Raw genomic sequence first — 25,746 nt, forward strand, 5'->3', positions numbered from 1 at the left:
CGGCCGCCCGCCGCGTCGGGTCAGGCGGCCTTGGCCAGCGCCTCGTACTCCGCGTCGGTGAGCTGGACCTGCGCGGCGGCCACGTTCTCCTCCAGGTGACCGACCGAGGACGTACCCGGGATGGGGAGCATGACCGGCGAACGGCGCAGCAGCCAGGCGAGCGCGAGCTGGGCGGGCGTCGCCTCGTGGTCGGTGGCGATGGCGTCCAGCGGGCCGCCCGGCTTGGCCAGGTTGCCGGTGGCGATCGGGAACCACGGGATGAACGCCAGGTCGTTGCGCTCGCAGTACTCCAGGACGTCCTCGGCGCTACGGTCGGCAAGGTTGTAGAGGTTCTGCACCGACACGATCGGGGTGATCCGCCGGGCCGCCTCGATCTGCTCGACGGTCACCTCGGAGAGCCCGATGTGCCGGATCTTGCCCTCCTGCTGGAGCAGGGCCAGCTCGCCGAGCTGGTCGGCCAGCGGCACCTTCGCGTCGATCCGGTGCAGCTGGTAGAGGCCGATCGACTCCAGCCCCAGGTGCCGCAGGCTCAGTTCGCACTGCTGGCGCAGGTACTCCGGCCGCCCCACCGGCCGCCAGTCGCCCGGCCCGGAGCGGGTCAGGCCGGCCTTCGTCGCGATGACCAGGTCGTCGGCGTACGGGTGCAGCGCCTCCCTGATCAGCAGCTCCGAGACGAACGGCCCGTACGAGTCGGCGGTGTCGATGAACGTGACCCCCAGCTCGTACGCCCGGCGCAGCACCCGGACCGCCTCGGCCGGGTCCTTCGGGTCACCCCATACCCCCGGCCCGGTGATCTGCATGGCCCCGTAGCCGAGCCGGTCCACCTGGAGGTCGCCCCCGATCCGGTAGGTGCCGGACGCCTTCGCGGGCTGTGCGCTGGAACCCATGAGTCTTACCCCGATCCTGTGCGTTGTCGTCAGCGGCAAATCTAGCCACCGCTTCCCTGGCTTTCCCGAAGATCGCCGTCGGGAACACCCACGGGACCGATGTGGGCACCGACACCTCACCCCGCGTGCCGGATGACCACCAACGCCTGGTCGTCGTCGGAGCCGGAGAGCTTGCTCAGGATGGTGTCCGCGATGACCTCCACCGGCTGGTCGCGCACCGGCACGATCACCTCGTGCAACGCCGCCACCCCGGTCTCGTACGCCTGGTCGCGCCGCTCCACCAGCCCGTCGGTGTACGCCACCAGCAGGTCACCCGGGCCGAACGCCACGGTGGTCACCGGCACCGGGTCGCGGACCAGCCCCAGCGGCAGCGAGTGCCCCGTCCAGACCGTCTCCGGCGGCTGCCCCGGCCGCAGCAGCACCGGATGGGGGTGCCCCACCCGGGCGACCTGCGCCACCCCGGCGACCGGGTCGACGACCATCGCCAGGCAGGTGCCGAGGAACCCGGCCCCGAGCAGGCCGGTCAGCCGGGGGAACACCTCGGCCAGCGGCACCCCGGACCGGATCAGGGTGTTCACCACCGTCCGGAGCTGGGCCATGTCGGCCGCCGCCTCGACCTGGTGACCCACCACGTCGCCGACCACCACGCCCAGCCGGCCCTCGTCGAGGTCCACCAGGTCGTACCAGTCCCCGCCCAGGTGCAGGCCGCTCATCGCCGGCTGGTAGCGGGTGGCCAGCTCCAGGCCGGGGGAGCCGACCGTGTCCGAGGCCCGCAGCCGACCCGCCAACCGGGTCACCAGGTTGTGCTCGGCGGCGGCCAGTCGGACCCGTTCCAGGGTCTGCTCGCACAGGTCGGCGATGGTGTCCAGCAACGCCAGGTCGTCGTCGTGCAGCGGCCGTTCCCGGGGCCAGCCGAAGCCCAGCGCGGCGATGGGCCGCCGGGAGGCGTCCAGCAACGGCAACGCCACCGTGGTCACCATGCCGTACTCCCCGGCCGGGTCTGGCAGGCCGGGATGGCGGGCGGCGAACTCGGCCCGGTTGCGCAGGATGATCCGCTCACCGGTGCGCAGCGCGCGGGCGATCGGCCGCGGATCGTCGATGGTCAGGTCGTCGAAGGTGGCGACCAGCCCGCTCGGCAGCTCACCGTGCCACAGCCGCAGCCGCCGGCCCTCGTCCCGCATCGCCAGGCCGGGCAGGGCCGCGCCGAGCGCCATCGGCGCGGCGTCCAGGATCACCTCGATCGCCTCGGCGGTCGACCGGGTGACGCTGAGCCGGGCGGCGAACTCCGCCATCGCCCGCGCCGAACCGGTCAGCTCGGCCCGCCGCAACGCCTGGCTGCACAACCCCGCCACCGCGTCGAGCAGGGTACGACGGGCCTCCTCGTCGGCGACCGGCCCGGACCACCGCACCTCGAGCGCGCCGAGCACCGCCCCGCCGCCGTCCCGCAGCGGCAGGCAGACCCCGTCGGGCAGCGGCACGGGCGTCTCCTCGCGGACCACCCGGGCCAGCGGCTCGTCGTCGGCGACCGCCAGCCGGGACGGCCCGTCGCCACCGACCACCGTCAGGTCCAGCGCGCCCGCCGTGGCCACCGCGACCCGGACCTGGGCCGCGCCGACCAGCGCCGGGGTGACCGTGGTGACCACTTCCGTCACCGCCGCCCGGTTCCCGGCGGCGCTGAGCGCCCCGGCGAGCCGGGCCAGCCCCTCGGCCTGCCGCAGCGCCCGCCGCCGGTCGCCGGCCCGCTGCGCGGGTACGTCGGCCGCCGGGGTGTCGGTGACCGTGGTGAAGACCCCGCCGGGGCGGCCGAGCGCGTCGACGATCGGCCCCGACGAGCAGACCAGCCGGCGTCGACCCGTACCGGCGTCGACGTCACGTTCGTGCCGGCAGGTGACCCGGGCGGCGGTCAGCACCTCGGTCAGCGCGGGTACGGCGTCCGGCCAGACCGCCGTGCCCGGCCGCCCCGGCGACTCCCGCCCGGCCGGGTCGAACAGCGCCAGGTACCCGTCGTTGGGCAGCAGCACGAGTTCCGGACCCCACCAGACCGCCGCCGGGGTCGGGGTGTGCAGGCAGATGGTCAGGGCGGTGCGCAGGCTCTGCGGCCAGGAGTCCAACGGCCCGAGCGGGGTGGCCGCCCAGTCGTGCCCGACGATTCGCCGGCCGGCCCGACCGCCACAGGAGAGGAGTTCCCGCCAGCGGGTGTCGTCCGGCGGCCGGGGGTCGACGGTGGCGGAGCGAGTCATGTCGGGACCTCCGCTCGGCGGATCGAGCCCTTCCCCATCAACCGGACCGTACCAGCGTCCGCCGACGCCCACGCTGGTCGATCCCCGGGCAGTTGCCCCGACCACCCGCCGGGGGCGGCCGGCTCGTGGGACGCTGGCCGGGTCCGGGGGAGCACGGCGGTCCGGGGGAGCACGGCGGTCCGCGGCAGCGCGGCGGGTCCGACGCCGCCACGTCGCCCCGGGCGGGTCGACGACCGGCGCGGTGGGGCGCCGACGCGCAGGGGGAGCCATGACGGGTACGCCGCAGCTGGACTTCGCGCTCGACACGTACGAGTGCATCGTGCTCTATCCCGGTCCGGCCGGTCGGGTGCTGCCGCCGGAGACCGTGCAGCGGCTCCAGGCCGAACACACCGCGCACATGCGGGCGCTGCAACGGCGGGGCCTGGTGCTGGTGGCCGGGTCGATCGACGGTCCGGCCCGGGAGCCCGCCCCGCCGATCGGCATCGGCCTGGCCCGCACCGGTTCGGTCGACGACGTACGCAGCGTGATGGAGGCCGACCCGGCGGTACAGGCCGGGCTCTACACCGTCGACGTGCTGACCTTCCTGTGCCCGGCAGGCTCGCTGGAGTTCCCGCTGGTCAAGACCGACAGTTAGCGGTCCGTGCGGGCCTGTGTCGGGCGGTGGCCGCCGATCGGGCCGGTGTCGGGGCGGCCGCGCCCGGGAGCGCGCGGACGACGATGGCCCCCGGGCGGTACGATTCCCGGCGCGCGGTCGCCGATGCCCGCGCCGCTCCGACGGCCCCGGCGTGGCCCGTGTCCCGCCGGCCACGCGCCCACCCCGCGCGTCGTCGGACCCCTGTTCCTCAGTCCGCAAGGGGTCGGCCAGCAGGTCGACCCGGAGGAGAGACTAGCCTGATGGGCGTGACACGCCGCGCGAAGATCGTCTGCACTCTTGGCCCTGCCACCTCGTCCCCGGAGCGGCTCCGGGGGCTGATCGAGGCGGGCATGAACGTGGCCAGGCTGAACTTCAGCCACGGTAGTCACGCCGACCACGAGTCGGTGTACCGGATGGTCCGCGAAGCAGCCGAGGCGGTCGGCGTGCCGGTCGCCATCCTGGCCGACCTCCAGGGCCCCAAGATCCGGCTCGGCAAGTTCGCCGACGGGCCGCACGAGTGGCGTACCGGCGACTCGGTGGTGATCACCAGTGACGACATCCTCGGCACCCGGGACCGGGTTTCCTGCACCTACCGCAAGCTGCCCCAGGAGGTGAAGCCGGGCGACCGGCTGCTGATCGACGACGGCCGGGTCGCCGTCGAGGTCAGCGACGTCACCGGCAACGACATCCGGTGCCTGGTCACCGAGGGCGGCCCGGTCTCCAACAACAAGGGCGTCTCGCTGCCGAACGTGGCGGTCAGCGTCCCGGCGATGTCGGACAAGGACGCCGAGGACCTGCGCTTCGCGCTCGGCCTGGGTGTCGACCTGATCGCGCTCTCCTTCGTCCGCACCGCCGAGGACATCAAGCTCGTCCACAGCATCATGGACGAGGAGGGCGTGCGCCGTCCGGTGCTGGCCAAGGTCGAGAAGCCCGAGGCGGTCGACCACCTGGAGGCGATCGTGCTCGCCTTCGACGGCGTCATGGTGGCCCGGGGCGACCTCGGCGTCGAGATGCCGCTCGACCAGGTGCCCCTGGTGCAGAAGCGGGCCGTGCAGCTCTGCCGGGAGAACGCCAAGCCGGTCATCGTGGCCACCCAGATGCTCGACTCCATGATCGAGAATTCCCGGCCGACCCGGGCCGAGGCCTCCGACGTGGCCAACGCGGTGCTCGACGGCGCGGACGCGGTGATGCTCTCCGGCGAGACCAGCGTCGGCAAGTACCCGGTGCTCACCGTCAGCACCATGGCCAAGATCATCACGACCACCGAGGCCGGCTCGATCGGGGTGCCCCGGCTCCAGCACGACCCGCGTACCCACGGCGGCGCGCTCACCGTGGCCGCCTCCTCGATCGCCCGCGCCATCGGGGCGAAGGCGCTGGTGGCCTTCTCGCAGACCGGCGACACCGTCAAGCGGCTCAGCCGGCTGCACTGCGACCTGCCGCTGCTGGCCTTCACGCCGGTCCCCGAGGTGCGCAGCCAGCTCGCGCTCTGCTGGGGCGTGGAGACCTTCCTGATGCCGTTCGTGCAGCACACCGACGACATGTTCCGGCAGGTCGACCAGGCGCTGCTCGGCCTCAACCAGGCGACCCCCGGCGACTACGTGGTGATCGTCGCGGGCAGCCCGCCCGGCACCCCGGGCTCCACCAACACGCTGCGCGTGCACCAGCTCGGCTCCCTGGTCGACGCCGCCTCCGCCCGGGCACTCCAGTGAGCACCCCGGCACGGCTGACAGCGCCCGGCCGGTGAGCACGATGGTGCGGCGGACCGGGACAGCGCGGTGAACGGGCGTCCGGCGGTGACCGGCCAGGCCGCGGTCGACCAGCTCCTCGAGGTCCTCGACCTCGATCACACCGGCGAGATGACCTTCCGGGGGATGAGCCCCCGGGTCGGTCCGCAGCGGGTGTTCGGAGGGCAGGTCGCCGGCCAGGCACTGGTCGCCGCCGGGCGCACCGTCGACCCGGAGCGGTTCGTGCACTCGTTGCACGGCTACTTCGTCCGCCCCGGCGATCCGGCCGAGCCCATCGACTACCAGGTGGAGAACGTCCGGGACGGGCGCTCCTTCTCGGTGCGCCGGTCGGTGGCGGTGCAGCACGACAAGCCGATCTTCTTCATGTCGGCCTCGTTCCAGCGGCAGGAACAGGCCCTGGAACACCAGGCCCCCACCCCGCCGGACGTGCCCGGCCCGGACGACGTGCCGACCATGTCCGACCGGCTGGCCCGCTACCCGGAACGGCTCGGCATCTGGGGGCAGATCCCCCGCCCGATCGACGTCCGTTACGTCGGCGAACCGGGTTGGGTGCGTCCGGGGGACCGTCCGGCCGACCCCCACCAGCGGGTCTGGATGCGTATCGACGGCAAGCTGCCCGACGATCCGCTGCTGCACGCCTGCGCCCTCACCTACGCCTCCGACCTGACCCTGCTGGACTCGGTCCTGTCGGTGCACGGCGAGGTCTGGGGGCCGGGCGGCCTGGACGGGGCGAGCCTGGACCACGCGCTGTGGTTCCACCGGTCGTTCCGCGCCGACGAGTGGTTCCTCTACGACTGCTGGAGCCCGTCGGCGTCCGGCGCGCGGGGCCTGGCCACCGGCCGGATGTTCACCGCCGACGGCCGGCACATCGCCAGCGCCGTCCAGGAGGGCCTGCTCCGGCGCGTCGGCGACTGACCGACCGCCTCCCGGCCGGCGCGGCCCCGCCGGCCGCGGCTGACGGTCGCCCCCGACCCCCCGACCCCGCCGACCTCCCGGCCGTCGGTCTGCCCCGGCCCGTCCGGTGGCCGGGGCGTGGTCAGAAGCTGCTGACCACCTTGACCAGGGCGTCGTCGATGGTGGCCGGGTCCTTCGCGTCGAACGCCTTGCCGGCCGACGCCTTGGCGATCCGGTCCAGGGCGGCCAGGTCCGAGTCCTGGTCGAAGGCCACGCAGAAGACCTTGACCGGCTTCTTCGGGTCCAGCGCGATGTCCCGGAGCAGCCGGTCCAGGTCGCTGTCCTTCTGGTACTCGTTCTTGCCGTCGGTGAGCACCACCACCGCGTTGATCCGCTTCGGGTCGTAGCTGTCGAGCATGCTGCGGTGCGCCGCGCGGACCGTCGCGTACAACGCGGTGTTCCCGCCGATGCGCAGGCCGGTCAGCTTGCGGTTGAACCCGTCCCGGTCCAGCGGCGCGAGCCGGACCTCCTCGCTGTAGGGCCGCTTCGTCCGTTGCGGGGTCTCGCTGGAGAACGACCAGAGCGCCACCTGGTCGGCGGAGTTCAGCAGCCCGATCGCCTTGCTCGCCGCGTCGGTCGCCGCCTGGAACCGGGTCTGGTCCCCGACGCTGGCCTTCATCGAGCCGGAGGTGTCCACGGCGAGCAGGATGTTCGCCTTCTTGCGCAGGGTGTCCCACCCGCCGAGGATCGCGCCTACCACCTCCGGGGTGGGCGGGTCGAAGTAGGTGAGCCGGTCGCCGCCCGGCCCGGCCACCGTGGCCAGCAGCGACTCGGCGGGCCGGCGCTCGTCGTCCCGGAACCCCAGGGCGGCGAAGCTGCGCTGCTGTGGCCCCTCGCGGAGGAAGCCGAGGAAGTCCTCGGCGGCCTCCCGCTGCGCCGGGTCGGCCGAGGGGAGCACCACGTACGGGTGGTCCAGGTTGAAGGTGCCCTCCTTCGGGTGCACCGCCACCAGCGGTACCCGGGGCTTGCTGCCGGTCGGGCTGAGCTGCCCCTGGTTGTAGAGGTAGACCAGCTCCTCCTGAAGGACGATCGCGCTCATGTCGGTCGCCGGGGCGTCTCCGGTGGCGGTGGCGTCGGCCTCGGCCAGGCTGCGCAGCAGGTCCACCGAGTCGTCGCTGTAGTGCGAGACGTTCGCCTCGATCCGCCGGACGAACTGGGTCACCGCGGGCTGGGCGAGATCCTCGCTGGTCAGGTCGCTGGCCCGGTTGACCGCCGCGTAGTAGGTGGCGATGGTGGCGGCCAGGCCCGAGGTGGACAGGTGCGGATTGTCCTTGCCGAAGGTGAACCGGCCCCACTCGGGTTTGCCGAACGCCGCCCAGCCGGTGTCGCCGGACAGGCCGAGGATGTCGGCCCAGCCGAGCGGGCCGCGCTGCTGCACCAGCTCGCCCTTGTCCCTGGGCATGGCGATGACCAGGGGACTGTTGGCGATCGACGGGTGCTGTCCGGGGGTCTGCGCCGGGCGGCCCGCCGCCGAGTCCAGCAGGCGTAGCTGCCCGGTCCACAGCGACGAGGTGGGCAGCCACACCTGTGGCTCGGCGACCTGCGGCTGGGTGAGCGACCACCCGCCGGCCAGTGCCTCCATCGCCTCGCCCGAGTTGAGACCGTGCACGGTCACCTGCGCGCACCGCCCGCCGAAGCGCCGGCCGGCGGCGTTGTAGCGGTCGGCGAGCTGGGCGACCAGCGCGCTCTTCTCGGTGGAGGAGCTGACCTCCAGCGGTACGCAGTCGGCCCGGTCGGTGCCGGGGTCGGGCCGGACGTACAGGTAGGCCGCGGCGATCACCGCGAACCCCGCGACGACAGCGGCCGTGTACGGCAGCCATGACCGGGCGGGACGCTCACCGGTGGCCATCGGCTCCTCCAGGGGTTGGTGCGGCGTGGGTCAGGCGTCGGTACGGGGTGCCGGCCCGCCCGCTCCGGTGGGCTCCGACCGCCCGGGCTCTGCGGCGGACGGGGTGAGCGCGGCGGCGACCAGCAGACGGACACCGTAGACCACGACGAGGGTGACGGAGCCGACGGCGGCGGCGGTGCCCACGGCCGTCGTGGCGACGTACCCGGCGGCGCTGCCCAGCGAGCCGAGGAAGATGGCGGTCGACACCCCCCACGGGTCGGTCCACTGCTGGCGCAGCCGCCGCCCGAAGCCGTCCCGCCCGGCCGGCGGGGTGGCGGCCGTGGTCGGTCGGTCCGTGGTCGGTCGGTCCGGGCCGGGGACGGCCGCCCGCCCGCCGGGCGGTGTCGCCGGCTCGGCCGGGCCGGTCCGGTGCGTCGCCGGTGGGGTCGAGGCGGACCAGGCCTGCGCCGGTGGGGTAGGGGTGGGCCAGGCGGTCGCCGGTGGGGTCGTCGCCGGGCCGGTCGGGGCGGATGGTGCCGGGAGGACGGTCGACATGGTCGGCCACGGGTCGACCGCCATCGGGACCGGGCCGTCCGGTGCGGCCGGGGTGACCGGCGGGGACACCGGCGCGACGGTGGACAGGGTACGGGGCAGCTGCTGGGTGGCGGCCGCGTCGGTGCCGGCCCGGAGCACCGACTGCAACGGCACGGCGGTGCCCGGGTGGGTGTCCCGGCCGAGCAGGCGGAGCAGCACCTCCTGGGCGGTCGGCCGGGCCCGGTGGTCCTTTTCCAGGCACTGTCCGATCAGGACGGCCAGCGGGCCGGAGAGCCCGATCAGCTCCGGCGGGTCGTGCAGGACCCGGTGCATCACCGCCGCGACCGGACCGGTGCGGAAGGGGGGCTGTCCGCCCGCGGCGAAGGCGATCGTCCCCGCCCAGGCGAAGACGTCGCTGGCCGGGCCGACCTCGTCGTCCCGGAACCGTTCCGGGGCCATGTAGGGGGCGGTGCCCATGATGCGGTCGGTCATCGTCTCGGTGACGTCGAGCGCGCGGGCGATACCGAAGTCGATCACGCGCGGACCGTCCGCCCCGAGGATCACGTTGTCCGGCTTCAGGTCGCAGTGCACCACGTCGGACTGGTGGATCGCGGCCAGCGCGGTGGCGGTGCCCACGGCCAGCCGGTGCAGCGCGTTGCCGCTGATCGGACCCTGCTCGCGGACGTGCCGTTGCAGGGTGACGCCCTCGATGAACTCGCTGACCACGTACGGCAGATCGCCGTCCACGTCGGCGAAGAGGATCTGCGCGGTGCAGAACGGCGCGACCCGGCGGGCGGCGGCGATCTCCTTGGCGAACTGGGACTTCGCCTTCGGGTGCTGGCGCAGGTCCACGTTGATGACCTTGACCGCGACCCACCGGCCGTGGTCGTCCCGGCCCAGGTAGACCACACCCTGCCCGCCCGCGCCGAGCCGGCCGACCAACTCGTACGGGCCGGCCTGGCGCGGATCCCGCGTGGTCAGCGGTGTCACGTCCGGCATCGCTGTCGCTGCCCCTATCGGCCGGTGCTCCATTGCGCTGGTGCGTCGTGGATCGGCGACCCTGCCGGACGACAGGGGTATGGTGCCACGTCCGTGCCACCGTTGGCACCGCCGGCCGTCGGCGGGGAGGGCGCGCGGCGGTCGTCCGCGACGCCGCTCGGCCGTTCGGTGGAGGGTGGCGACCCGGCCGGCCGGTTCGGCGACTAACCTTGCGGCCATGCGTCTCTCCGCTCGGGTCGACTATGCCCTCCGTGCGGCCGCCGAGCTGGCCTCGGTGGCCGACGGCGCGGAGGACGGCCGGTCGCGGCCCGTCACCGCCGAGCAGATCGCCCGCTCCCAGGACATTCCGCCGAAGTTCCTGGAGAGCATCCTGCTCCAGCTGCGCCGGGGTGGCGTCGTGCACGCGCAGCGCGGCCCGGAGGGTGGCTACTGGCTGGCCAGGCCGGCGGCGGAGATCTCCCTGGCCGAGGTGATCCGGGTGATCGACGGTCCGCTGGCGCACGTCCGCGGGCAGCGCCCCGAGCAGCTCGGCTACCACGGCGCGGCACGGGCGTTGCAGGATGTCTGGATCGCCCTGCGGGCCAGCGAGCGGGAGATCCTGGAGCAGGTCAGCGTCGCCGACGTGGCGGCCGGGGTGCTGCCGGGGCGGATCAACGAGCTGGCCGCCGACCCGCGCGCCTGGAGCTAGCGCCGGGAGTCACCCTCCGCCTGGAGCTGAGCGCCGGGAGTCACCCCGCGGCCTGGAGCCGACGGTCGGGAGCTGACGGTCGGGAAGCGTCCCGTGCGCAGTGGTGGGCGGCGGGTGGCGTCCCGCGCGCTGGGAGCTGAGCGTCCGGAATCGTCCCGCGCGCCGGGAGGACGGTGGAGCGGTCCGGCGGTAGTCGTCGCAGGTGTCGGGCCGCCCGTCCGGCGGGGTGACCGGCCGGCCGGGCCGGCGCGGCCGTCGGCGCGTCCCACCCACCGATCAGGGGGTTGACCCACGGGCCGTCATGCCGCATTGTCGACCAAGTTGATAGGAGATGCCGAGAAGTTCGGAGGGGTACGTGCGCAAGCTTCTGGTGCTCGCCCTGGTGGGCCTGGCCGCGCAACTCGTCGATGGTGCCCTCGGCATGGCGTACGGGCTGACCTCGTCGACCCTGCTGCTCTTCGTCGGCGTCGCCCCGGCCGCCGCCTCGGCGTCGGTGCACCTCGCCGAGATCGGCACCACCCTCGCCGCCGGTGTCGCGCACTGGCGGTTCGGCAACGTCGACTGGCGGGTGGTCACCCGGATCGCCCTGCCCGGCGCGGTCGGCGCGTTCGTCGGGGCCACCTTCCTCAGCTCCATCTCCACCGAGAACGCCGCCCCGTGGATGGCCGGCATCCTGTTCACCCTCGGGGCGTACCTGCTGGTGCGCTTCTCCCGGCCGCTGCGCCAGCGTCCCGGTGCCGGGCGGCTGCGCGGCCGGTTCCTCGGCCCGCTCGGGCTGGTCGCCGGGTTCGTCGACGCCACCGGTGGCGGTGGATGGGGTCCGGTGGCCACCCCCGCGCTGCTGGTCTCCGGCCGGATGGAGCCGCGCAAGGTGATCGGGTCGGTGGACACCGCCGAGTTCGTGGTCGCCGGGGCGGCCAGCATCGGTTTCCTGATCGGCCTGGGCAGCGAGGGCTTCCTGCTGCCCACCGTCGCGGCGCTGCTGATCGGCGGCCTGATCGCCGCGCCGGTGGCCGCCTGGCTGGTCCGGATCGTCCCCGCCCAGCTGCTCGGCGCCACCATCGGCGGGGTGATCGTGCTGACCAACGCCCGGATCCTGCTCAACGCCGGTGACGCCGGGTCGACCACCCGCCCGGTGGTCTACGTGCTGCTCGCCGCGGGCTGGCTGGTCGCCCTGGTGCTGGCCGTCCGCGCGCTGCGCCGGACCCGCCATGCCCGTGCCATCGTCGACGCCCACGTCGCCGGCGCCGGGGTGGGGGCCGCCGCGGACGCGCCGGCCACCGCCGATGCCGGTGGGCGCGGTGGCCAGGACACCCACGGTGCCGCCGACGGCCCTGCCGGGGTCGACGGCCCTGCCGGGGTCGACGGCCGCGCCGCCGAGACGGCACCGGTTCCGGTCGGGTCCGCCCCGGGCACGCCCCCCGACCTGCTGGCCAGGGTCGAGCGCTGACCCCGACCGGGTACGCCGGCAGCTCGGCCCCCGGCTCCGCCGCAGCGCAGCCCGTAGCTCGGCGCCCGGCTTCGCCGCTGGCTCAGTCCCCGGCCAGGATGTCGGTGGCGGCGGCCGACAGCAGGTCCCAGGCCCGGTCCACGTGCTCCGGCCGGGTCAGCGGTGAACCGACGGCCAGCCGCAGGGTGTACCGGCCGTTGACCCTGGTGTGGGTCAGGTGCACCTGCCCGCTGTCGTTGACCCGGGCCAGCAGCGCCGCGCTCGCCTCGTCGCCGGCCCGCAACCGGAACGTGACCAGCGAGAACGGGTGCGGGGCGGCCAGCGCGAACCGGTCGTCGGCGCGTACCCGGGTGGCGAACCCGTCGGCCAGGGCGATCCCGGAACGCAGGTGCGCCCGCAGCCCCTCGACGCCGTACCAGCGCAGGACGAACCAGAGCTTGAGCGCCCGGAACCGGCGGCCCAGCGGGACCTGCCAGTCCCGGTAGTCGATCACCGCACCCGATTCGCTGGCGGCGTTGCGCAGGAACTCCGGCATGACGGTCAGCGCCTCGATCAGCTCGCCCCGGTCGGCCACCCAGAAGGCGTCGCAGTCGAAGCCGGTGAGCAGCCACTTGTGCGGGTCGAAGCAGTACGAGTCGGCGTGCTCGACGCCGGCGTGTGACCAGCGCAGCTCGGGGCAGATCGCCGCCGCCCCGGCGTACGCGGCGTCGACGTGCAGCCAGACGCCGTACTCGGCGCAGATCGCGCCGATCTCCGGCAGCGGGTCGACGGCGGTGGTGGAGGTGGTGCCGATCGTCGCCACCACGATCGCCGGCACCTCGCCGGCGGCCAGGTCCGCGACGATCGCCGCGCGCAGCGCCGCCGGCCGCATCGCCTGGGTCTGCGGATCCACCTCGACCGTCCGGACGCCCTGCCCGCCGAGGCCGGCGATGCGGGCCGCCTTCTCGATCGAGGAGTGCCCGTGCGCCGAGGTGTACGCCCGGTACCGGCGGTCGACGCCCACCTCCCGCCAGCGGCCCCCGCTGGCCCGGTGCAGGGCGGCCAGGGTGGCGACCAGGGTCGCCGAGGAGGCCGAGTCCTGGATGACCCCGCCGCCGGGGCCGGTGGAGCGGAACGTCGCCGGCAGGTCCATCAGGTCGGCCAGCCAGTCCAGCACCACCGTCTCGAGTTCGGTGGCGGCGGGGCTGGTGGCCCAGAGCATGCCCTGGGTGCCGAGGCCCGAGCTGACCAGGTCGGCCAGCACGCTGGGGCCGCTGGTGTTGGCCGGGAAGTAGCCGAAGAAGCCGGGGTGCTGCCAGTGGGTGAGCCGGGGTACGACGATCCCGTCCAGGTCGGCCAGCATCGCCGCGACCGGCTCGCCGTGCGTGGGTGGGGTGGTCGGCAGGGCGGCGGTGACCGTGCCGGGCGGGTCCTGGGTGGTCACCGGGCGCTGGTCCAGCGTCCGCCAGTAGTCGGCGATCCAGTCGACCACGGCGTGACCGGCGCGGCGGAACTCCTCGGGGTCCATGTGCTCTGCCATGGGCCGAGTCGATCAGGTGGGCCGCCGGTGGGCAAGAGCGGCTCCGCCTTGTGCTGTCGGAAAGCGTTGTCCTACGATCCAGCTGCGCGGAGTCAAGCTATGGACGTCGATGTAAGGTGTCCCGTCACCACCGTCAATGCGGGCGCAGTCCTCCGCCGGCTCGGGCAGGCCGGCGTCACCGCCCTGCGCTGACCTCTGTGAAAGGCGTTCCCGTGCACCTGAGTCCCACCCGTCGGCGAGCCGCGCTGCTCGCGGCCGCCGCGGCCACCACCCTCACCGCCGGCACCCTCACCGCCGTGACGGCCTCGGCCGCCGCCGCCGGCTGCCGAGTCGACTACAAGATCAGCAGTCAGTGGGGCGGCGGCTTCGGCGCCGACGTCACCGTCACCAATCTCGGCGACCCGCTCAACGGGTGGACGCTGACCTGGTCCTACACCGCCGGTCAGCAGGTCACCCAGGCGTGGAACGCCACGGTCACCCAGTCCGGCGCGCAGGTCAGCGCCAGGGACGCCGGCTACAACGCGGCGCTGGGCACCAACGGCGCGGCGAACTTCGGCTTCAACGCCTCGTGGAACGACGCCAGCAACCCGGTGCCGGCGAGCTTCGCCCTCAACGGCACGACCTGCACCGGCGGCACCGCGCCGACCACCGCGCCCCCGACGACACCGCCGCCGACCACGCCCCCACCCACCACGCCGCCGCCGACCACCCCGCCTCCGACGACACCGCCGCCGACCACGCCCCCGCCGACCGACCCGCCCGCCGGGGCCAAGCAGATGGAGGATCTCGACCGGGGGCTGATCAGCGTGCGTTCCGGCAACGGGAACCTGGTCTCCTGGCGGCTGCTCGGCACCGAGACCTCCGGGGTGTCGTTCAACCTCTACCGGGGCTCCACCAGGGTCAACGCCTCGCCGCTCACCGGTGCCACCAACTACCTCGACAGCGGGGCGGCGGCCGGCTCGGCGTACACCGTGCGGGCCGTGGTGAACGGTGCCGAGCAGGCGGCGTCCGCGCCCGCGCTCCAGTTCACCAACGGCTACCTCGACGTGCCGATCCAGCCGCCGGCCGGGGGCACCACCCCGAGCGGGGAGGCGTACAGCTACTCGGCCAACGACGCGAGCGTCGGTGACCTCGACGGCGACGGCGACTACGAGATCGTGCTCAAGTGGGATCCGTCCAACGCCAAGGACAACAGCCAGTCCGGCTACACCGGCAACGTCTACGTCGACGCGTACACCCTGACCGGCAGCCGGTTGTGGCGCATCGACCTGGGTCGCAACATCCGGGCCGGGGCCCACTACACCCAGTTCCAGGTGTACGACTACGACGGCGACGGCCGGGCCGAGGTGGCGATGAAGACCGCCGACGGCACCCGCTCCGGCACCGGTCAGCTGATCGGCTCGTCGTCGGCGGACTACCGCAACTCCAGCGGCTACGTGCTCTCCGGCCCGGAGTACCTGACCATGTTCAACGGGCAGACCGGCGCGATCGCCTCCACCGTCAACTACGACCCGCCGCGCGGCACCGTCTCCTCCTGGGGCGACTCGTACGGCAACCGGGTCGACCGGTTCCTCGCCGGCACCGCCTACCTGGACGGGCAGCGGCCGTCCCTGATCATGGCGCGCGGCTACTACACCCGGGCGGTCGTCGCCGCCTGGGACTTCCGCAACGGCGCGCTGACCAAGCGGTGGACGTTCGACTCGAACGCCTCCGGCAACTCCGCGGCGGCCGGTCAGGGCAACCACCAGCTCTCCGTCGCCGACGTGGACACCGACGGCCGTCAGGAGATCGTCTACGGCGCGGCCACCATCGACGACAACGGCCGGCTGCTCTACTCGACCGGCAACGGTCACGGCGACGCCCTGCACGTCGGTGACCTGGACCCGGGCCGGTCCGGCCTGGAGGTCTTCAAGGTCGACGAGGACGCCAGCAAGCCCAGCTCGTACTTCGCCGACGCGCGGACCGGCCAGATCATCTGGAAGAGCCCGGCCAACGGCGACAACGGCCGGGGCGTCTCGGCCGACATCTGGGCCGGCAGCCCCGGTGCCGAGTCGTGGTCGGCGGCGGTCGACGGGCTGGCCAACACCCGGGGCCAGAACGTCGGCCGCAAGCCGTCGTCGACGAACTTCCTCGCCTGGTGGGACGGTGACCCGGTGCGGGAACTCCTCGACGCCACCAAGATCGACAAGTACGGCACCGGCGGCGAGACCCGGCTGCTCACCGGCAGCGACGTGGCCTCCAACAACGGCACCAAGTCGACCCCGGCGCTCTCCGGCGACATCCTCGGCGACTGGCGCGAGGAGGTGATCTGGCGGACCAGCGACAGCCGGGCGCTGCGGATCTACAGCACGCCCACCCAGACCGGCACCCGGATCTACACGCTGATGCACGACCCGCAGTACCGGGCGGCGATCGCCTGGCAGAACACCGCCTACAACCAGCCGCCGCACCCGGGGTTCTTCATCGGCGACGGCATGTCCACCCCGCCCACGCCCAACATCTACCTGCGCTGACCGCTCCGGTCCGGCGCTGACCGGGCCTGGGCTGCACCGGCCCTGACCAGGCCGGCTGCCGTCGGGGCCGGAAAAGCAGGCACCGGGTCGCCAGCCGCGGAATCCGCTCAGCTGGCGACCCGGTGCACCACACCGCAGCACCCCCGACCCGTCCCGACCGGGAGTGCCGTACCACCACCGGTCATAAAGTTAGAGGTCCTGCGCGACGGTAGGGTGACGTCGCTATGAAGAGCGTGTTTCAGGCGCTCCGGGTGAGCCCGCCGGCCACCTTCTCGGCCACCAGCTCGAAGGAGCGCACCCGGTCGGCCACGTCGTACACCATCGTGGTGAGCATCAGCTCGTTCGCACCGGTGCGGGCCAGCAGCTCGGTGAGCTGCCGGCGGACCGTCTCGGGCGAACCCATCGCCTGGCCGTCGCGGCGCTGCCGGACGAACTCCCGCTCGATCTCGGTGTACGGGTACCGGGCGGCCTCCTCCGGGCTGGTCAGCGGCTCGGGCCGTCCGCTGCGCAGCTTGAGGAACGACAGCGCGCTCGGCCCGGTCAGCCACTCGGCCCGCTCGTCGGTGTCGGCGCAGACCACGTTCACCGCCACCATCGCGTACGGCTCGGCCAGCCAGCGGGAGGGCCGGAAGTGCTGCCGGTAGAGCTGGAGCGCGGGCAGGGTGTGCTGCGCGCTGAAGTGGTGCGCGAAGGAGAACGGCAGGCCGAGCAGGCCGGCGAGCTGTGCGCTGAACCCGCTGGAGCCGAGCAGCCAGACCGCCGGGGACTGGCCCAGCCCCGGGGTGGCGGTGATCGCGCCCGGATCGTCGCCGCTGAAGTAGTTCATCAGGTCGGCCAGCTCCCGGGGGAAGCCCTCCGCCGACAACCCCTCCATGGTGCGGCGCAGGGCCAGCGCGGTCCGCTGGTCGGTGCCCGGCGCGCGGCCGATGCCCAGGTCGATCCGGCCGGGGTGCAGCGCCTCCAGGGTGCCGAACTGCTCGGCGACGACCAGCGGCGCGTGGTTGGGCAGCATCACCCCGCCCGAGCCCAGCCGGATCGTGGTGGTGTGCGCCGCCAGGTGGGCGAGCAGCACTGCCGGCGCGGAGCTGGCGATCGCCGGCATGTTGTGGTGCTCGGCCACCCAGAACCGGCGGTAGCCCAGCTCCTCGGTGCGGCGGGCCAGCTCGGTGGTGTGCCCGAGCGCCTCTGCGGCGGTGGCTCCGGCGGCGACGGGAGCAAGGTCAAGGACAGACAACGGTACGTCGATCACGCCATTTCCCAACCCGTTGCGGCCCGGATGTGTTCCCCGGGGCGATGGCCCGCCGGGGTCGACGGGCACGTCGGGGGCTCCGCGCGGGCTCGGCCGGGCGGGGCCGGCCGGGCGGGGCCGGGGGTAGGCGCGGGCCGGGGGTGGGCGCGGCCGGGCGGGTTCGGCGGGCACGTCGACGGCCCCGGCACCCGTCGCGGCCCACCGCCTTTGTGCCTTTCGCCGGGATCAACACTTATGCGGCTCGGGGATCTCTCGATAGCGGCCGGCATGGTAATTGGTGTGAATGCGCGGAGGGCTGGCGGCGTAATCCCGGCGCACTTTTTCCGGCGCGGGGTTGACGCCCTCCGGCCCCGGCTGCCAGCATCTACCTGCACCATCCGATATCCCGCCGGGCGGTCGGCCCGGGGGGTGATCTCAGAAATAGGATCCTGGTGATCCAGAAGCGGGGGAAAGAAAATGCGAGTCCGGAAACTGTTAGCCACCCTGGCGATCGCCTTCTCGGTGGTCGCCGGCACGATGGTGGTCACGTCGGCTCCGGCCCAGGCCGGCACCTGCGGCACACCGTACTGCGGTGGCGTCGTGGTCAGCCGGGGAGCGAGCGTCGGCTTCAAGGTGGCGAACACCTGGTGTTCGTCTCTCGGGGCGTTCTACGTCGGCAACAAGCTGTCCTGTGTGAGCAAGCCGGACAACTGGTATGCGTGGAATGCCGACGCCACCCTGAACCCGGGCCAGAATACGGCCAGCAGGACCACCTACTATTACGATGTGGACGCTTTCGCGATTCCGGCCGGCTGCCAGATGTGGTGGTATTTCGGGGACAACACCCAGGGTCTGCAAACCGATCAGGCCGGCAGTGTGCGTAAGTGGTTCCGGATCGCCGACGGGGCACGGGTGAGCGTGACGCGCGTCAGTTGCTGACGCGACCGGGTGGGCCACGCTGCCACCGGGGCACCCCCGGCGGCGGGGCCGGTTGACGGCCGGGTCCGATCCAGCGTGTGTTCCGCCGCGGCCGGCGGGTCTCCGGTGCCCGGCTCCTTCGAGTGGGAGGAGTCGGGTGCCGAGGGGCTCGCCGGCCGGTGCGGCGGTGACGCGGCGCAGCGAACCGACCGACGCTGGGTGCAAGCACGCGTACGCTGGACGTACGTATGAAAAGGGTGCCGGGAGCGGGATTCGAACCCGCAAGCCCTTTCGGGCAGAAGTGTTTGAGACTTCCGTGTATGCCGTTCCACCATCCCGGCGTCACCCCGAGGGGCGCGTGGCTCACTGTACCCGACTAGGCTCATGCGGGAGCATGGGTGGTAGCCGTGTGGGATCTATGGTGGGGGTAGGGCTGGTGGCCGAGACGCAGACGGATGCCGAGCGCAGGCGGGTGTTGATCGCCGAGGACGAGGCGCTCATCCGACTGGACCTGGCCGAGATGCTGGTCGAGGAGGGTTACGAGGTCGTCGGCGAGGCCGGGGACGGCGAGACCGCCGTCCGGCTGGCCGAGGAGCTCAAGCCCGATCTGGTCATCCTCGACATCAAGATGCCGATCATGGACGGGTTGGCCGCCGCCGAGCGGATCGCCGGCGCCCGGATCGCCCCGGTGATCATCCTGACCGCGTTCAGCCAGCGTGACCTGGTGGAGCGGGCGCGGGCCGCCGGGGCGATGGCCTACCTGGTCAAGCCGTTCCAGAAGAGCGACCTGGTGCCGGCGGTCGAGATCGCCCTGTCCCGCTACTCCGAGCTGGCCGCCCTGGAGGCGGAGGTGGCCGGGCTCACCGACCGGCTGGAGATCCGCAAGACGGTCGAGCGCGCCAAGGGCGCGCTGATGACGACGTACGGGATGACCGAGCCGCAGGCGTTCAAGTGGATCCAGCGCACCGCGATGGACCACCGGATGACCATGAAGGAGGTCGCCGAGCGGATTCTCGCCGAGACCGCCGGTGGTGACGTCGCGGAGCAGCCCGCCTCCTGATCCGCCCGTCGGGGGCGTGCACGGGTGACCGTCAGTCGTGCCGATCGATACGCTCTGGGGCATGTCTGCTCAGCGCGTACGGGTCGGGTCCGCGGTGGCCGCCGCGACCGTGGTGCTCCTCGCCGGGTGCTGGTCGGCTCCGCAGGCCGCGCCCGCGGCGCCGCTGCGCCCCGGCTGGCAGGCGGTGACCCTGCCCGTCCCGCCGGGCACCCCCGGCCGGCTGCTGCTGCGGGACGTGGCGCAGTGCGGCGGGCGCTGGTTCGCGGTGGGCGCGGTCGCCGACGCGGCGGGCGCGACCCGGCCGGCGGCGTGGTCCAGCCCGGACACGGCGACGTGGACGCCGCTGCGGCTGACGGCGCGCAGCGCGTACGGCGCCGAGAACGTGCTGACGGCGGCGGCCTGCCGCAACGGGCTGTTGGCGGCGGTGGGCGCGAAGAGCGGCGGTGTGCACGGCAACCCCCGGATCAGCACCTGGCGACAGCTCGCCGACGGCACGGCGGTGGAGGTGCCCGCGGAGTTCGAGGTGTTCGGCGGCCCGGACGCGGTGAACGTGGGGCGGATCGCGGGGGGTCCGGCGGGGTGGCTGATCGCCGGCAACCGGGGCACCGGGGCGGCCGTCTGGTCGTCCGCCGACGCGACGGAGTTCCAGCTGGTCAGCGGCGTGGCCCCGTTGGCGTCGGACGCGGCGGGGCGCAGCTGGGCGGCGGACGCGGCAGCCACCGCCTCGGGGTGGGTGCTGGTCGGCTCGCTGCGGTCGCCGGGGCGGCCGGGTGGGGATCCGGCGGTGTGGACGTCGCCGGACGGGCGGGCCTGGCAGCGGCGGGTCCTGCCGGACGCGGCCCCGCCGGGCGATCTGCAGCGGGTGGTCGCGGTGGGGGACCGGCTGGTCGGGCTGGGCCGGCGCGGTGACTCGTTGGCGGCCTGGACCGCCGGCCCCGAGGGGGCGCAGTGGCGCCCCGGCGGATCGCTGCCGGCGGCGGCAGGTGGCCCGACGGCGCAGGTAGCGGCGCTGGCGTCGACCGGCGGCGGGGTGGCGGCGGTGGTGTCGACACCCACCGGCGTCACCGGGTGGTTCTCCCCGGACGCAGGTGGGTGGTCGGCCGTCGAGGTGCCGCGCCCGTTGCCGGGCGGGGCGGACCGGTCGGTCGCCCTGGCCGGCTCGGCGGACCGCCTGGTCCTGGCGGCGGACGACGCGGAGGGCGGCTCCCTGTGGACGGCGCAGGCCCCGGGCCGGCCCGGGTGAGCGGTCCGTCAGCTGTCTCCGAGGGGTGCCGAATGCCCGGTTTCACCCTCGTCCCGGGCGTTCTGTTACAGCACTCCGGTGAAATCGGCCACTCAACGTAACGGTTAGGTCAACCCGGCTTCGTAGGTCTTACGGCGTGCCCCGCTGGTGGGATAACGTCCCGCCCCAGACCGGGTACGCGGTCAGTTCGAGCACCCCCGCAAGGGCCAATTTCCAATTCGCGGCGGGCGTTCGGGCTTTGGGACTGAGGAGGGTACGAGCCGTGAGGCAGAAGCTCGCACGGGTGCTCGGTGGCGTTGCCATCGGCGCGCTCGTTATCAGTGGCACGGCCGCGTGTAAGGCCGACAGTGGCAGCGAAGGTAGCAGCGGGAACTCGGCGGCCTGCGACCTCAAGATCGGCTTCTTCGGCCCGTTGACCGGCGACGCCGCGGGTCTCGGTATTCACATGCGCAACGGCACCAAGCTGGCGATCGACCAGTACAACAAGGACAACGCGGACTGCAAGGTCAACCTGTCCGAGTACGACTCGCAGGGTGACCCGGCCAAGGCCCCGGCCCTGGCGCAGCAGGCGGTGGGCGACACCAAGGTCGTCGGCATGATCGGCCCGGCGTTCTCGGGCGAGTCCGAGGTGGCCGACCCGATCTTCGAAGAGGCCGGCCTGCCGATCATCACCCCGTCGGCGACCCGTCCGAGCCTGAGCACCAAGGGCTGGAAGATCTTCCACCGGGGTGTCGGCAACGACACCTCCCAGGGTCCGGCCGCCGGCCGGTACATCAAGAACGTGCTGAAGTCGGACAAGGTCTACGTCGTCGACGACCAGTCGGCGTACGGCGCGGGCCTGGTGGACGAGGTCAAGAAGGTCCTCGGCACCGTGGCGGGCGAGGACAAGGTCCAGGTCAAGCAGACCAACTTCTCCGCGGTCGTCACCAAGATCGTCGGCAGCGGCGCGAACGTCCTGTTCTTCGGTGGCTACTACACCGAGGCGGGCCTGCTGCTCAAGCAGCTCAAGGGTGCCGGCTGGAAGGGCACCATGGTGGCCGGTGACGGCGTCAACGACGCCAACTTCGTCAAGGTCGCCGGTCAGCAGGTCGCTGAGGGCACCGTCCTGACCTGCCCCTGCGCCCCGGCCACCGCGGCCAAGGGCACCTTCGTGACCGACTACAAGGCGGCCTTCGAGAACGCCGAGCCGGGCACCTACGCCGACGTGTCGTACGACATCACGAAGATCTTCCTTGAGGGCATCAAGAGCGGCAAGGCGTCCCGTGCCGACCTGCTGGCCTTCGTGAAGTCCTACAACAAGGCCGGTGGCGCCACCGGTGTCACCTACAAGTTCGAGCCCACCGGTGAGCTGGACCCTGCCCAGGTGCTGGTCTGGGCGTTCAAGGTCAACGCGGGCCAGGTCGTTCCGGACATCGAGATCCCGAAGGCCTGACCGGTTCGCCGGTCCCGCCAGGGATACCAGACGACGCGGCCGGGAGTGACCCTCCCGGCCGCCTCGTTTGGCCGCACAGTTGGAGCCCTACTTGAACTTCGATGAGTTGCTCGGGAACTTCCCGGCTCTGACCATCACCGGGCTGGAACAGGGCGCGATCTACGCCCTGGTGGCCCTCGGATACACCCTGGTCTATGGCGTTCTGCGCCTGATCAACTTCGCCCACTCCGAGGTCTTCATGGTCGGCACCTTCACCGCCCTGTGGACCTGGGAGGCCCTCGGCTACGACCAGAACTCCCCCTCGCCGGCCATCGGGCCACTGGTGCTCGCGCTGGTCGCCGGACTGATCGTGGCGGGGGTCGCCTCCGCGGCGACCGCCGTGACCGTGGAGCTGGTCGCCTACCGGCCGCTGCGGCGGCGCAACGCGCCCCCGCTGGCCTTCCTCATCACCGCGATCGGCGCGTCGTTCGTGCTCGCCGAGTCGTTCGGCATCGGCACCCGCCGGGCCCCGTTCGGCATGCCGACGCTGCTGCCCTCCGAGACGGTGTTCACCGTCTTCGGTGCCAGCGTGACCAACATCCAGCTGCTCATCCTCGGGGTGACGCTGGTGATGATGATCGGCCTGGACCAGTTCGTGAACCGCAGCCGGCTCGGCCGCGGCATCCGGGCGGTGGCCCAGGACGCGGACACCGCCGCCCTGATGGGCGTCAACAAGAACCGGGTGATCCTGCTGGTGTTCGTGCTCGGTGGCCTGATGGCCGGCGTCGCGGCCCTGCTGTGGAACGTCCGTTACGGCTACACGAAGTTCAACGTGGGCTTCCTGATCGGGCTCAAGGCGTTCGCCGCGGCGGTGCTCGGCGGCATCGGCAACCTCCGCGGCGCGCTGCTCGGCGGCCTGCTGCTCGGGGTGGCGGAGAACTACGCCGCGGGCCTGTTCGGCGGAGACTGGAAGGACTTCACCGGTTTCGTGCTGCTCATCGTGCTGCTGATGTTCCGGCCCACCGGCCTGCTCGGCGAATCTCTCGGGAGGGCGCGCGCATGACCGCCACCGTGAACAAGGGCCGGCTCTCCGGCGCCAAGGGGCGCTGGGCGGCCATGCCGAAGCAGATCCGCTGGGCCGGGATCGCGGCCCTGGTCGTCCTGCTCTACATCCTGCCCAACAAGTGGTTCTACGAGTACCTCGGCTTCCCCATCGGCAGCGAGTACTTCGCCCTCTACACCACCCGCTCGGACTTCGCGGGCGTGCTGTTCGACACCGCGGTCTTCGTGCTGCTGGCCGTGGGCCTGAACGTGGTGGTCGGCTTCGCCGGTCTGCTCGACCTCGGCTACTTCGGCTTCTACGCGCTCGGCGCGTACACGGTGGCGTTGTTGACCTCGCCGGAGAGCCGGCTGGGGACGAACTGGCCGTGGCTGGCGGCGGTGCCGATCGCGGTGATGGTCGCGATGGTCTCCGGTGTCATCCTCGGCGGCCCGACGCTGCGGCTGCGGGGCGACTACCTGGCCATCGTGACGCTCGGCTTCGCCGAGATGATCAGGCTCTACGCGGCCCGCAACGAGGGTGTGCTCCAGGGTCAGCGGGGCATCCCGGCGATCCCGCACCCGCCGGGCACCGGCTCGGACGGCAAGCCGCTGTTCGGCGTGGTGGACTCCCGCCCCTACTACTGGCTGCTGCTGACGCTGATCCTCCTGGTCATCGTGCTGGTCCGGAACCTGGCCAACAGCCGGGTCGGCCGGGCCTGGGTGGCGACCCGGGAGGACGAGGACGCGGCCGAGGTGATGGGCGTGCCGACGTTCAAGTACAAGCTGTGGGCGTTCGCGATCGGGGCGGCGGTGGCCGGCCTGACCGGTGCGGTCTTCGCCGGCAAGCAGACGTTCATCAACTCTGACCAGTTCGTGCTGGAGAGCTCCATCCTGGTGCTCGCCGCGGTCATCCTGGGCGGCGCCGGCAACATCAAGGGCGCCATCGTCGGCGGCGCGATCACCTGGTACCTGCCGGAGTGGCTGCGTGGTGTCGGCGACCTGATCGGGGTGGAGTTCGACGCGGCGGAGTACCGGATCCTGATCTTCGGCCTGGTCATCATCGTGATGATGATCTTCCGACCGCAGGGTATCGTGCCCAACCGGCGGCGGGCGGCGGAGTTCGCCGACCGGCGCCAGGAGGCGGTTCCGCAGGAGAAGGTGCCCAGTGAGTGATCCGCAGATGAAAAGCGAGCGCGACGCCAGCAGCGACCGCGACGTGGTCGCCGACGGCCGCAGCACCGTCGGGGTGCCGCCGGAGCCCGGTTCCGGTGCCCCGACGGCGGCCACCCCGGCGGGGCGGGACGCCGCCGGGCGGGAACCGCTGCTGGAGGTCGACGACGTCACCCTGCGCTTCGGTGGTGTGGTCGCCCTCGACAAGGTCAACTTCACCCTCTACCGGGGGGAGATCCTCGGCCTGATCGGCCCCAACGGCGCCGGCAAGACGACCTGCTTCAACGCGATGACCGGCGTCTACCGGCCCACCGAGGGCGAGATCCGGTTCAAGGGGCAGCGCACCAACGGCAAGCGGCGGTCCTGGATCACCAAGGCCGGCATCGCCCGGACGTTCCAGAACATCCGGCTGTTCCCCGAGATGACGGCGCTGGAGAACGTGATGGTGGGCACGGACGTCCACCACAAGACCAGCGTCATCGCGGCCATGCTCCGGCTGCCGCGGCACTGGCGGGAGGAGCGGGAGGGCCGGGAGAAGGCGTACGAGCTGCTGCGGTTCGTGGGCATCGAACGGCGCGCGAACGACCTGTCCCGCAACCTGTCGTACGGTGAGCAGCGCCGGCTGGAGATCGCCCGGGCTCTCGCGACCGACCCCGCCCTGCTCTGCCTGGACGAGCCGGCCGCCGGCTTCACCCCGGCGGAGAAGGAGGAGCTGCTCGGCCTGATCCGCATGATCCGCGACAAGGGCATCACCGTGCTGCTGATCGAGCACGACATGCGGCTGGTGATGGGCGTGACCGACCGGATCGTCGTGCTGGAGTTCGGCAAGAAGATCGCCGAGGGCCTGCCGGCCGAGGTCCGGGACGACCCGAAGGTGATCGCCGCGTACCTGGGGGTGCCGACCGATGCTGCTTGAGATCAAGGACCTGACCCTGCTCTACGGGCGCATCCAGGCCCTGCACGGGATCAGCCTGGTGGTCAACGAGGGCGAGGTGGTCGCGCTCATCGGCGCCAACGGCGCGGGCAAGACCACCACGATGCGGGCGATCTCCGGGCTGCGTCCGGTGGCCGAGGGCTCGATCGTCTTCGACGGCACCGACGTCACCCGGATGCGCGCCGACCTGCGGGTGACCCGGGGGATCGGGCAGGCACCGGAGGGCCGGGGCGTGTTCCCGGGCATGACGGTGCTGGAGAACCTGGAGATGGGGGCGTACACCCGGCGTGACCGGCCGGAGATCGCCAAGGACCTGGCCATGGTGCTGGACCTCTTCCCCCGGCTGGCCGAACGGCGCAAGCAGGCCGGCGGCACCCTCTCCGGCGGCGAGCAGCAGATGCTGGCCGTGGGGCGGGCGCTGATGGCCCGGCCCCGGCTGCTGCTGCTCGACGAGCCGTCGATGGGGCTCGCGCCGAAGCTGATCCAGCAGATCTTCGAGATCATCACCCGGATCAACGAGCAGGGCACCACGATCCTGCTCGTGGAGCAGAACGCCCAGCAGGCGCTCTCCCGCGCCCACCGGGGCTACGTGCTGGAGACCGGGCGGATCGTGAAGGAGGGCTCCGGTCAGGAGCTGCTGCACGACCCGGCGGTCAAGGAGGCGTACCTCGGCGTCGCCTGAACCCGCTCCACCCGGCTGCCGTCCGTCCCCTCGCGGGGCGGACGGCAGCCGCCGTCGTGGTGCCGGTG

Annotated in this window: 20 protein-coding genes and 1 tRNA gene; 14 read left to right on the forward strand and 7 right to left on the reverse strand. The window is 72.8% G+C overall.

From position 1 onward, the window contains the following. Positions 1-20 precede the first annotated feature (20 nt). Both GA0070623_RS27265 and GA0070623_RS27270 read right to left on the reverse strand, forming a co-directional pair. Complete coding sequence (locus GA0070623_RS27265) at positions 21-887, reverse strand: aldo/keto reductase (protein ID WP_067303959.1); 867 nt, start codon at positions 885-887, stop codon at positions 21-23. A gap of 116 nt (positions 888-1,003) precedes the next feature. Next, positions 1,004-3,127: a PP2C family protein-serine/threonine phosphatase gene (locus GA0070623_RS27270; RefSeq protein ID WP_067303962.1), complete on the reverse strand. Its 2,124-nt coding sequence runs from the start codon at positions 3,125-3,127 to the stop codon at positions 1,004-1,006. A gap of 268 nt (positions 3,128-3,395) precedes the next feature. On the opposite strand from GA0070623_RS27270, the gene GA0070623_RS27275 reads away from it, so the two are divergent. The 3 genes from GA0070623_RS27275 (at position 3,396) to GA0070623_RS27285 (ending at position 6,421) form a co-directional block, all read left to right on the forward strand. Next, positions 3,396-3,761, forward strand: coding sequence for a YciI family protein (locus GA0070623_RS27275; RefSeq protein WP_067303965.1), 366 nt, complete (start codon positions 3,396-3,398; stop codon positions 3,759-3,761). A 260-nt stretch (positions 3,762-4,021) separates the two neighbouring features. Beyond that, positions 4,022-5,470 carry a pyruvate kinase gene (gene pyk / locus GA0070623_RS27280; RefSeq protein ID WP_067303967.1) on the forward strand — a complete coding sequence of 483 codons (1,449 nt, stop codon included), beginning with the start codon at positions 4,022-4,024 and terminating at the stop codon, positions 5,468-5,470. Between the two features lie 66 nt (positions 5,471-5,536). After that, positions 5,537-6,421, forward strand: a complete 885-nt coding sequence (locus tag GA0070623_RS27285) for an acyl-CoA thioesterase (RefSeq protein ID WP_067303970.1) — start codon at positions 5,537-5,539, stop codon at positions 6,419-6,421. 121 nt (positions 6,422-6,542) lie between these two features. On the opposite strand, the gene GA0070623_RS27290 is transcribed toward GA0070623_RS27285, so the two are convergent. Then, the gene (locus GA0070623_RS27290; RefSeq protein WP_067303973.1) at positions 6,543-8,309 is read right to left on the reverse strand and encodes a vWA domain-containing protein; all 1,767 of its coding nucleotides are present in this window, start codon (positions 8,307-8,309) and stop codon (positions 6,543-6,545) included. A gap of 30 nt (positions 8,310-8,339) precedes the next feature. Further along, a complete protein-coding gene (locus GA0070623_RS27295; RefSeq protein WP_067303975.1) occupies positions 8,340-9,821 on the reverse strand; it encodes a serine/threonine protein kinase in 1,482 nt (493 codons plus the stop codon). A 217-nt stretch (positions 9,822-10,038) separates the two neighbouring features. On the opposite strand from GA0070623_RS27295, the gene GA0070623_RS27300 reads away from it, so the two are divergent. Continuing rightward, positions 10,039-10,509: an RrF2 family transcriptional regulator gene (locus GA0070623_RS27300; RefSeq protein ID WP_067303978.1), complete on the forward strand. Its 471-nt coding sequence runs from the start codon at positions 10,039-10,041 to the stop codon at positions 10,507-10,509. Between the two features lie 355 nt (positions 10,510-10,864). Then, a complete protein-coding gene (locus GA0070623_RS27305; protein WP_084261126.1) occupies positions 10,865-11,959 on the forward strand; it encodes a sulfite exporter TauE/SafE family protein in 1,095 nt (364 codons plus the stop codon). Between the two features lie 82 nt (positions 11,960-12,041). Here the strand turns inward: GA0070623_RS27305 and GA0070623_RS27310 are convergent, their stop codons facing one another. After that, a complete protein-coding gene (locus GA0070623_RS27310) occupies positions 12,042-13,478 on the reverse strand; it encodes a pyridoxal-dependent decarboxylase (RefSeq protein ID WP_231932567.1) in 1,437 nt (478 codons plus the stop codon). A gap of 212 nt (positions 13,479-13,690) precedes the next feature. Here GA0070623_RS27310 and GA0070623_RS27315 point away from each other — a divergent pair, with 212 nt between their 5' ends. Next, the gene (locus GA0070623_RS27315) at positions 13,691-15,991 is read left to right on the forward strand and encodes a rhamnogalacturonan lyase family protein (RefSeq protein ID WP_067303983.1); all 2,301 of its coding nucleotides are present in this window, start codon (positions 13,691-13,693) and stop codon (positions 15,989-15,991) included. Positions 15,992-16,229: 238 nt separating this feature from the next. Here the strand turns inward: GA0070623_RS27315 and GA0070623_RS27320 are convergent, their stop codons facing one another. Beyond that, the gene (locus tag GA0070623_RS27320) at positions 16,230-17,240 is read right to left on the reverse strand and encodes an LLM class flavin-dependent oxidoreductase (protein ID WP_067303986.1); all 1,011 of its coding nucleotides are present in this window, start codon (positions 17,238-17,240) and stop codon (positions 16,230-16,232) included. A 456-nt stretch (positions 17,241-17,696) separates the two neighbouring features. On the opposite strand from GA0070623_RS27320, the gene GA0070623_RS27325 reads away from it, so the two are divergent. Next, entirely contained in the window at positions 17,697-18,158 is a 462-nt protein-coding gene (locus tag GA0070623_RS27325; RefSeq protein WP_067303989.1) for a hypothetical protein, read from the forward strand. A gap of 237 nt (positions 18,159-18,395) precedes the next feature. On the opposite strand, the gene GA0070623_RS27330 is transcribed toward GA0070623_RS27325, so the two are convergent. Beyond that, a tRNA-Leu gene (locus GA0070623_RS27330) sits at positions 18,396-18,478 on the reverse strand. Between the two features lie 95 nt (positions 18,479-18,573). Here GA0070623_RS27330 and GA0070623_RS27335 point away from each other — a divergent pair. From GA0070623_RS27335 to GA0070623_RS27365, 7 genes are all read left to right on the forward strand, one after another. Beyond that, entirely contained in the window at positions 18,574-19,197 is a 624-nt protein-coding gene (locus GA0070623_RS27335; RefSeq protein WP_067303992.1) for an ANTAR domain-containing response regulator, read from the forward strand. Between the two features lie 61 nt (positions 19,198-19,258). Continuing rightward, a complete protein-coding gene (locus tag GA0070623_RS27340) occupies positions 19,259-20,440 on the forward strand; it encodes a hypothetical protein (RefSeq protein ID WP_089004200.1) in 1,182 nt (393 codons plus the stop codon). Between the two features lie 262 nt (positions 20,441-20,702). Next, positions 20,703-21,872: a branched-chain amino acid ABC transporter substrate-binding protein gene (locus GA0070623_RS27345; protein ID WP_067303997.1), complete on the forward strand. Its 1,170-nt coding sequence runs from the start codon at positions 20,703-20,705 to the stop codon at positions 21,870-21,872. A 91-nt stretch (positions 21,873-21,963) separates the two neighbouring features. Then, complete coding sequence (locus tag GA0070623_RS27350) at positions 21,964-22,914, forward strand: branched-chain amino acid ABC transporter permease (RefSeq protein ID WP_067304054.1); 951 nt, start codon at positions 21,964-21,966, stop codon at positions 22,912-22,914. After that, the gene (locus tag GA0070623_RS27355) at positions 22,911-24,065 is read left to right on the forward strand and encodes a branched-chain amino acid ABC transporter permease (protein ID WP_067303999.1); all 1,155 of its coding nucleotides are present in this window, start codon (positions 22,911-22,913) and stop codon (positions 24,063-24,065) included. The genes GA0070623_RS27350 and GA0070623_RS27355 overlap by 4 nt, the downstream gene beginning before the upstream one ends. A gap of 7 nt (positions 24,066-24,072) precedes the next feature. Further along, positions 24,073-24,978: an ABC transporter ATP-binding protein gene (locus tag GA0070623_RS27360; protein ID WP_407938015.1), complete on the forward strand. Its 906-nt coding sequence runs from the start codon at positions 24,073-24,075 to the stop codon at positions 24,976-24,978. Continuing rightward, the gene (locus GA0070623_RS27365; protein WP_067304002.1) at positions 24,968-25,678 is read left to right on the forward strand and encodes an ABC transporter ATP-binding protein; all 711 of its coding nucleotides are present in this window, start codon (positions 24,968-24,970) and stop codon (positions 25,676-25,678) included. The genes GA0070623_RS27360 and GA0070623_RS27365 overlap by 11 nt, the downstream gene beginning before the upstream one ends. The last annotated feature ends 68 nt before the right edge of the window (positions 25,679-25,746 follow it).

Source organism: Micromonospora rifamycinica, from assembly GCF_900090265.1.
In the GTDB taxonomy this organism is placed as follows: Bacteria; Actinomycetota; Actinomycetes; order Mycobacteriales; family Micromonosporaceae; genus Micromonospora; species Micromonospora rifamycinica.

Excerpts from the sequence above, each read along its gene's own strand:
- GA0070623_RS27265 (WP_067303959.1), bottom strand. The coding sequence starts at position 887 with ATGGGTTCCAGCGCACAGCCCGCGAAGGCGTCCGGCACCTACCGGATC.
- GA0070623_RS27270 (WP_067303962.1), bottom strand. The coding sequence starts at position 3,127 with ATGACTCGCTCCGCCACCGTCGACCCCCGGCCGCCGGACGACACCCGC.
- GA0070623_RS27275 (WP_067303965.1), top strand. The coding sequence starts at position 3,396 with ATGACGGGTACGCCGCAGCTGGACTTCGCGCTCGACACGTACGAGTGC.
- pyk (WP_067303967.1), top strand. The coding sequence starts at position 4,022 with ATGGGCGTGACACGCCGCGCGAAGATCGTCTGCACTCTTGGCCCTGCC.
- GA0070623_RS27290 (WP_067303973.1), bottom strand. The coding sequence starts at position 8,309 with ATGGCCACCGGTGAGCGTCCCGCCCGGTCATGGCTGCCGTACACGGCC.
- GA0070623_RS27295 (WP_067303975.1), bottom strand. The coding sequence starts at position 9,821 with ATGCCGGACGTGACACCGCTGACCACGCGGGATCCGCGCCAGGCCGGC.
- GA0070623_RS27300 (WP_067303978.1), top strand. The coding sequence starts at position 10,039 with ATGCGTCTCTCCGCTCGGGTCGACTATGCCCTCCGTGCGGCCGCCGAG.
- GA0070623_RS27310 (WP_231932567.1), bottom strand. The coding sequence starts at position 13,478 with ATGGCAGAGCACATGGACCCCGAGGAGTTCCGCCGCGCCGGTCACGCC.
- GA0070623_RS27325 (WP_067303989.1), top strand. The coding sequence starts at position 17,697 with ATGCGAGTCCGGAAACTGTTAGCCACCCTGGCGATCGCCTTCTCGGTG.
- GA0070623_RS27340 (WP_089004200.1), top strand. The coding sequence starts at position 19,259 with ATGTCTGCTCAGCGCGTACGGGTCGGGTCCGCGGTGGCCGCCGCGACC.
- GA0070623_RS27355 (WP_067303999.1), top strand. The coding sequence starts at position 22,911 with ATGACCGCCACCGTGAACAAGGGCCGGCTCTCCGGCGCCAAGGGGCGC.
- GA0070623_RS27360 (WP_407938015.1), top strand. The coding sequence starts at position 24,073 with ATGAAAAGCGAGCGCGACGCCAGCAGCGACCGCGACGTGGTCGCCGAC.
- GA0070623_RS27365 (WP_067304002.1), top strand. The coding sequence starts at position 24,968 with ATGCTGCTTGAGATCAAGGACCTGACCCTGCTCTACGGGCGCATCCAG.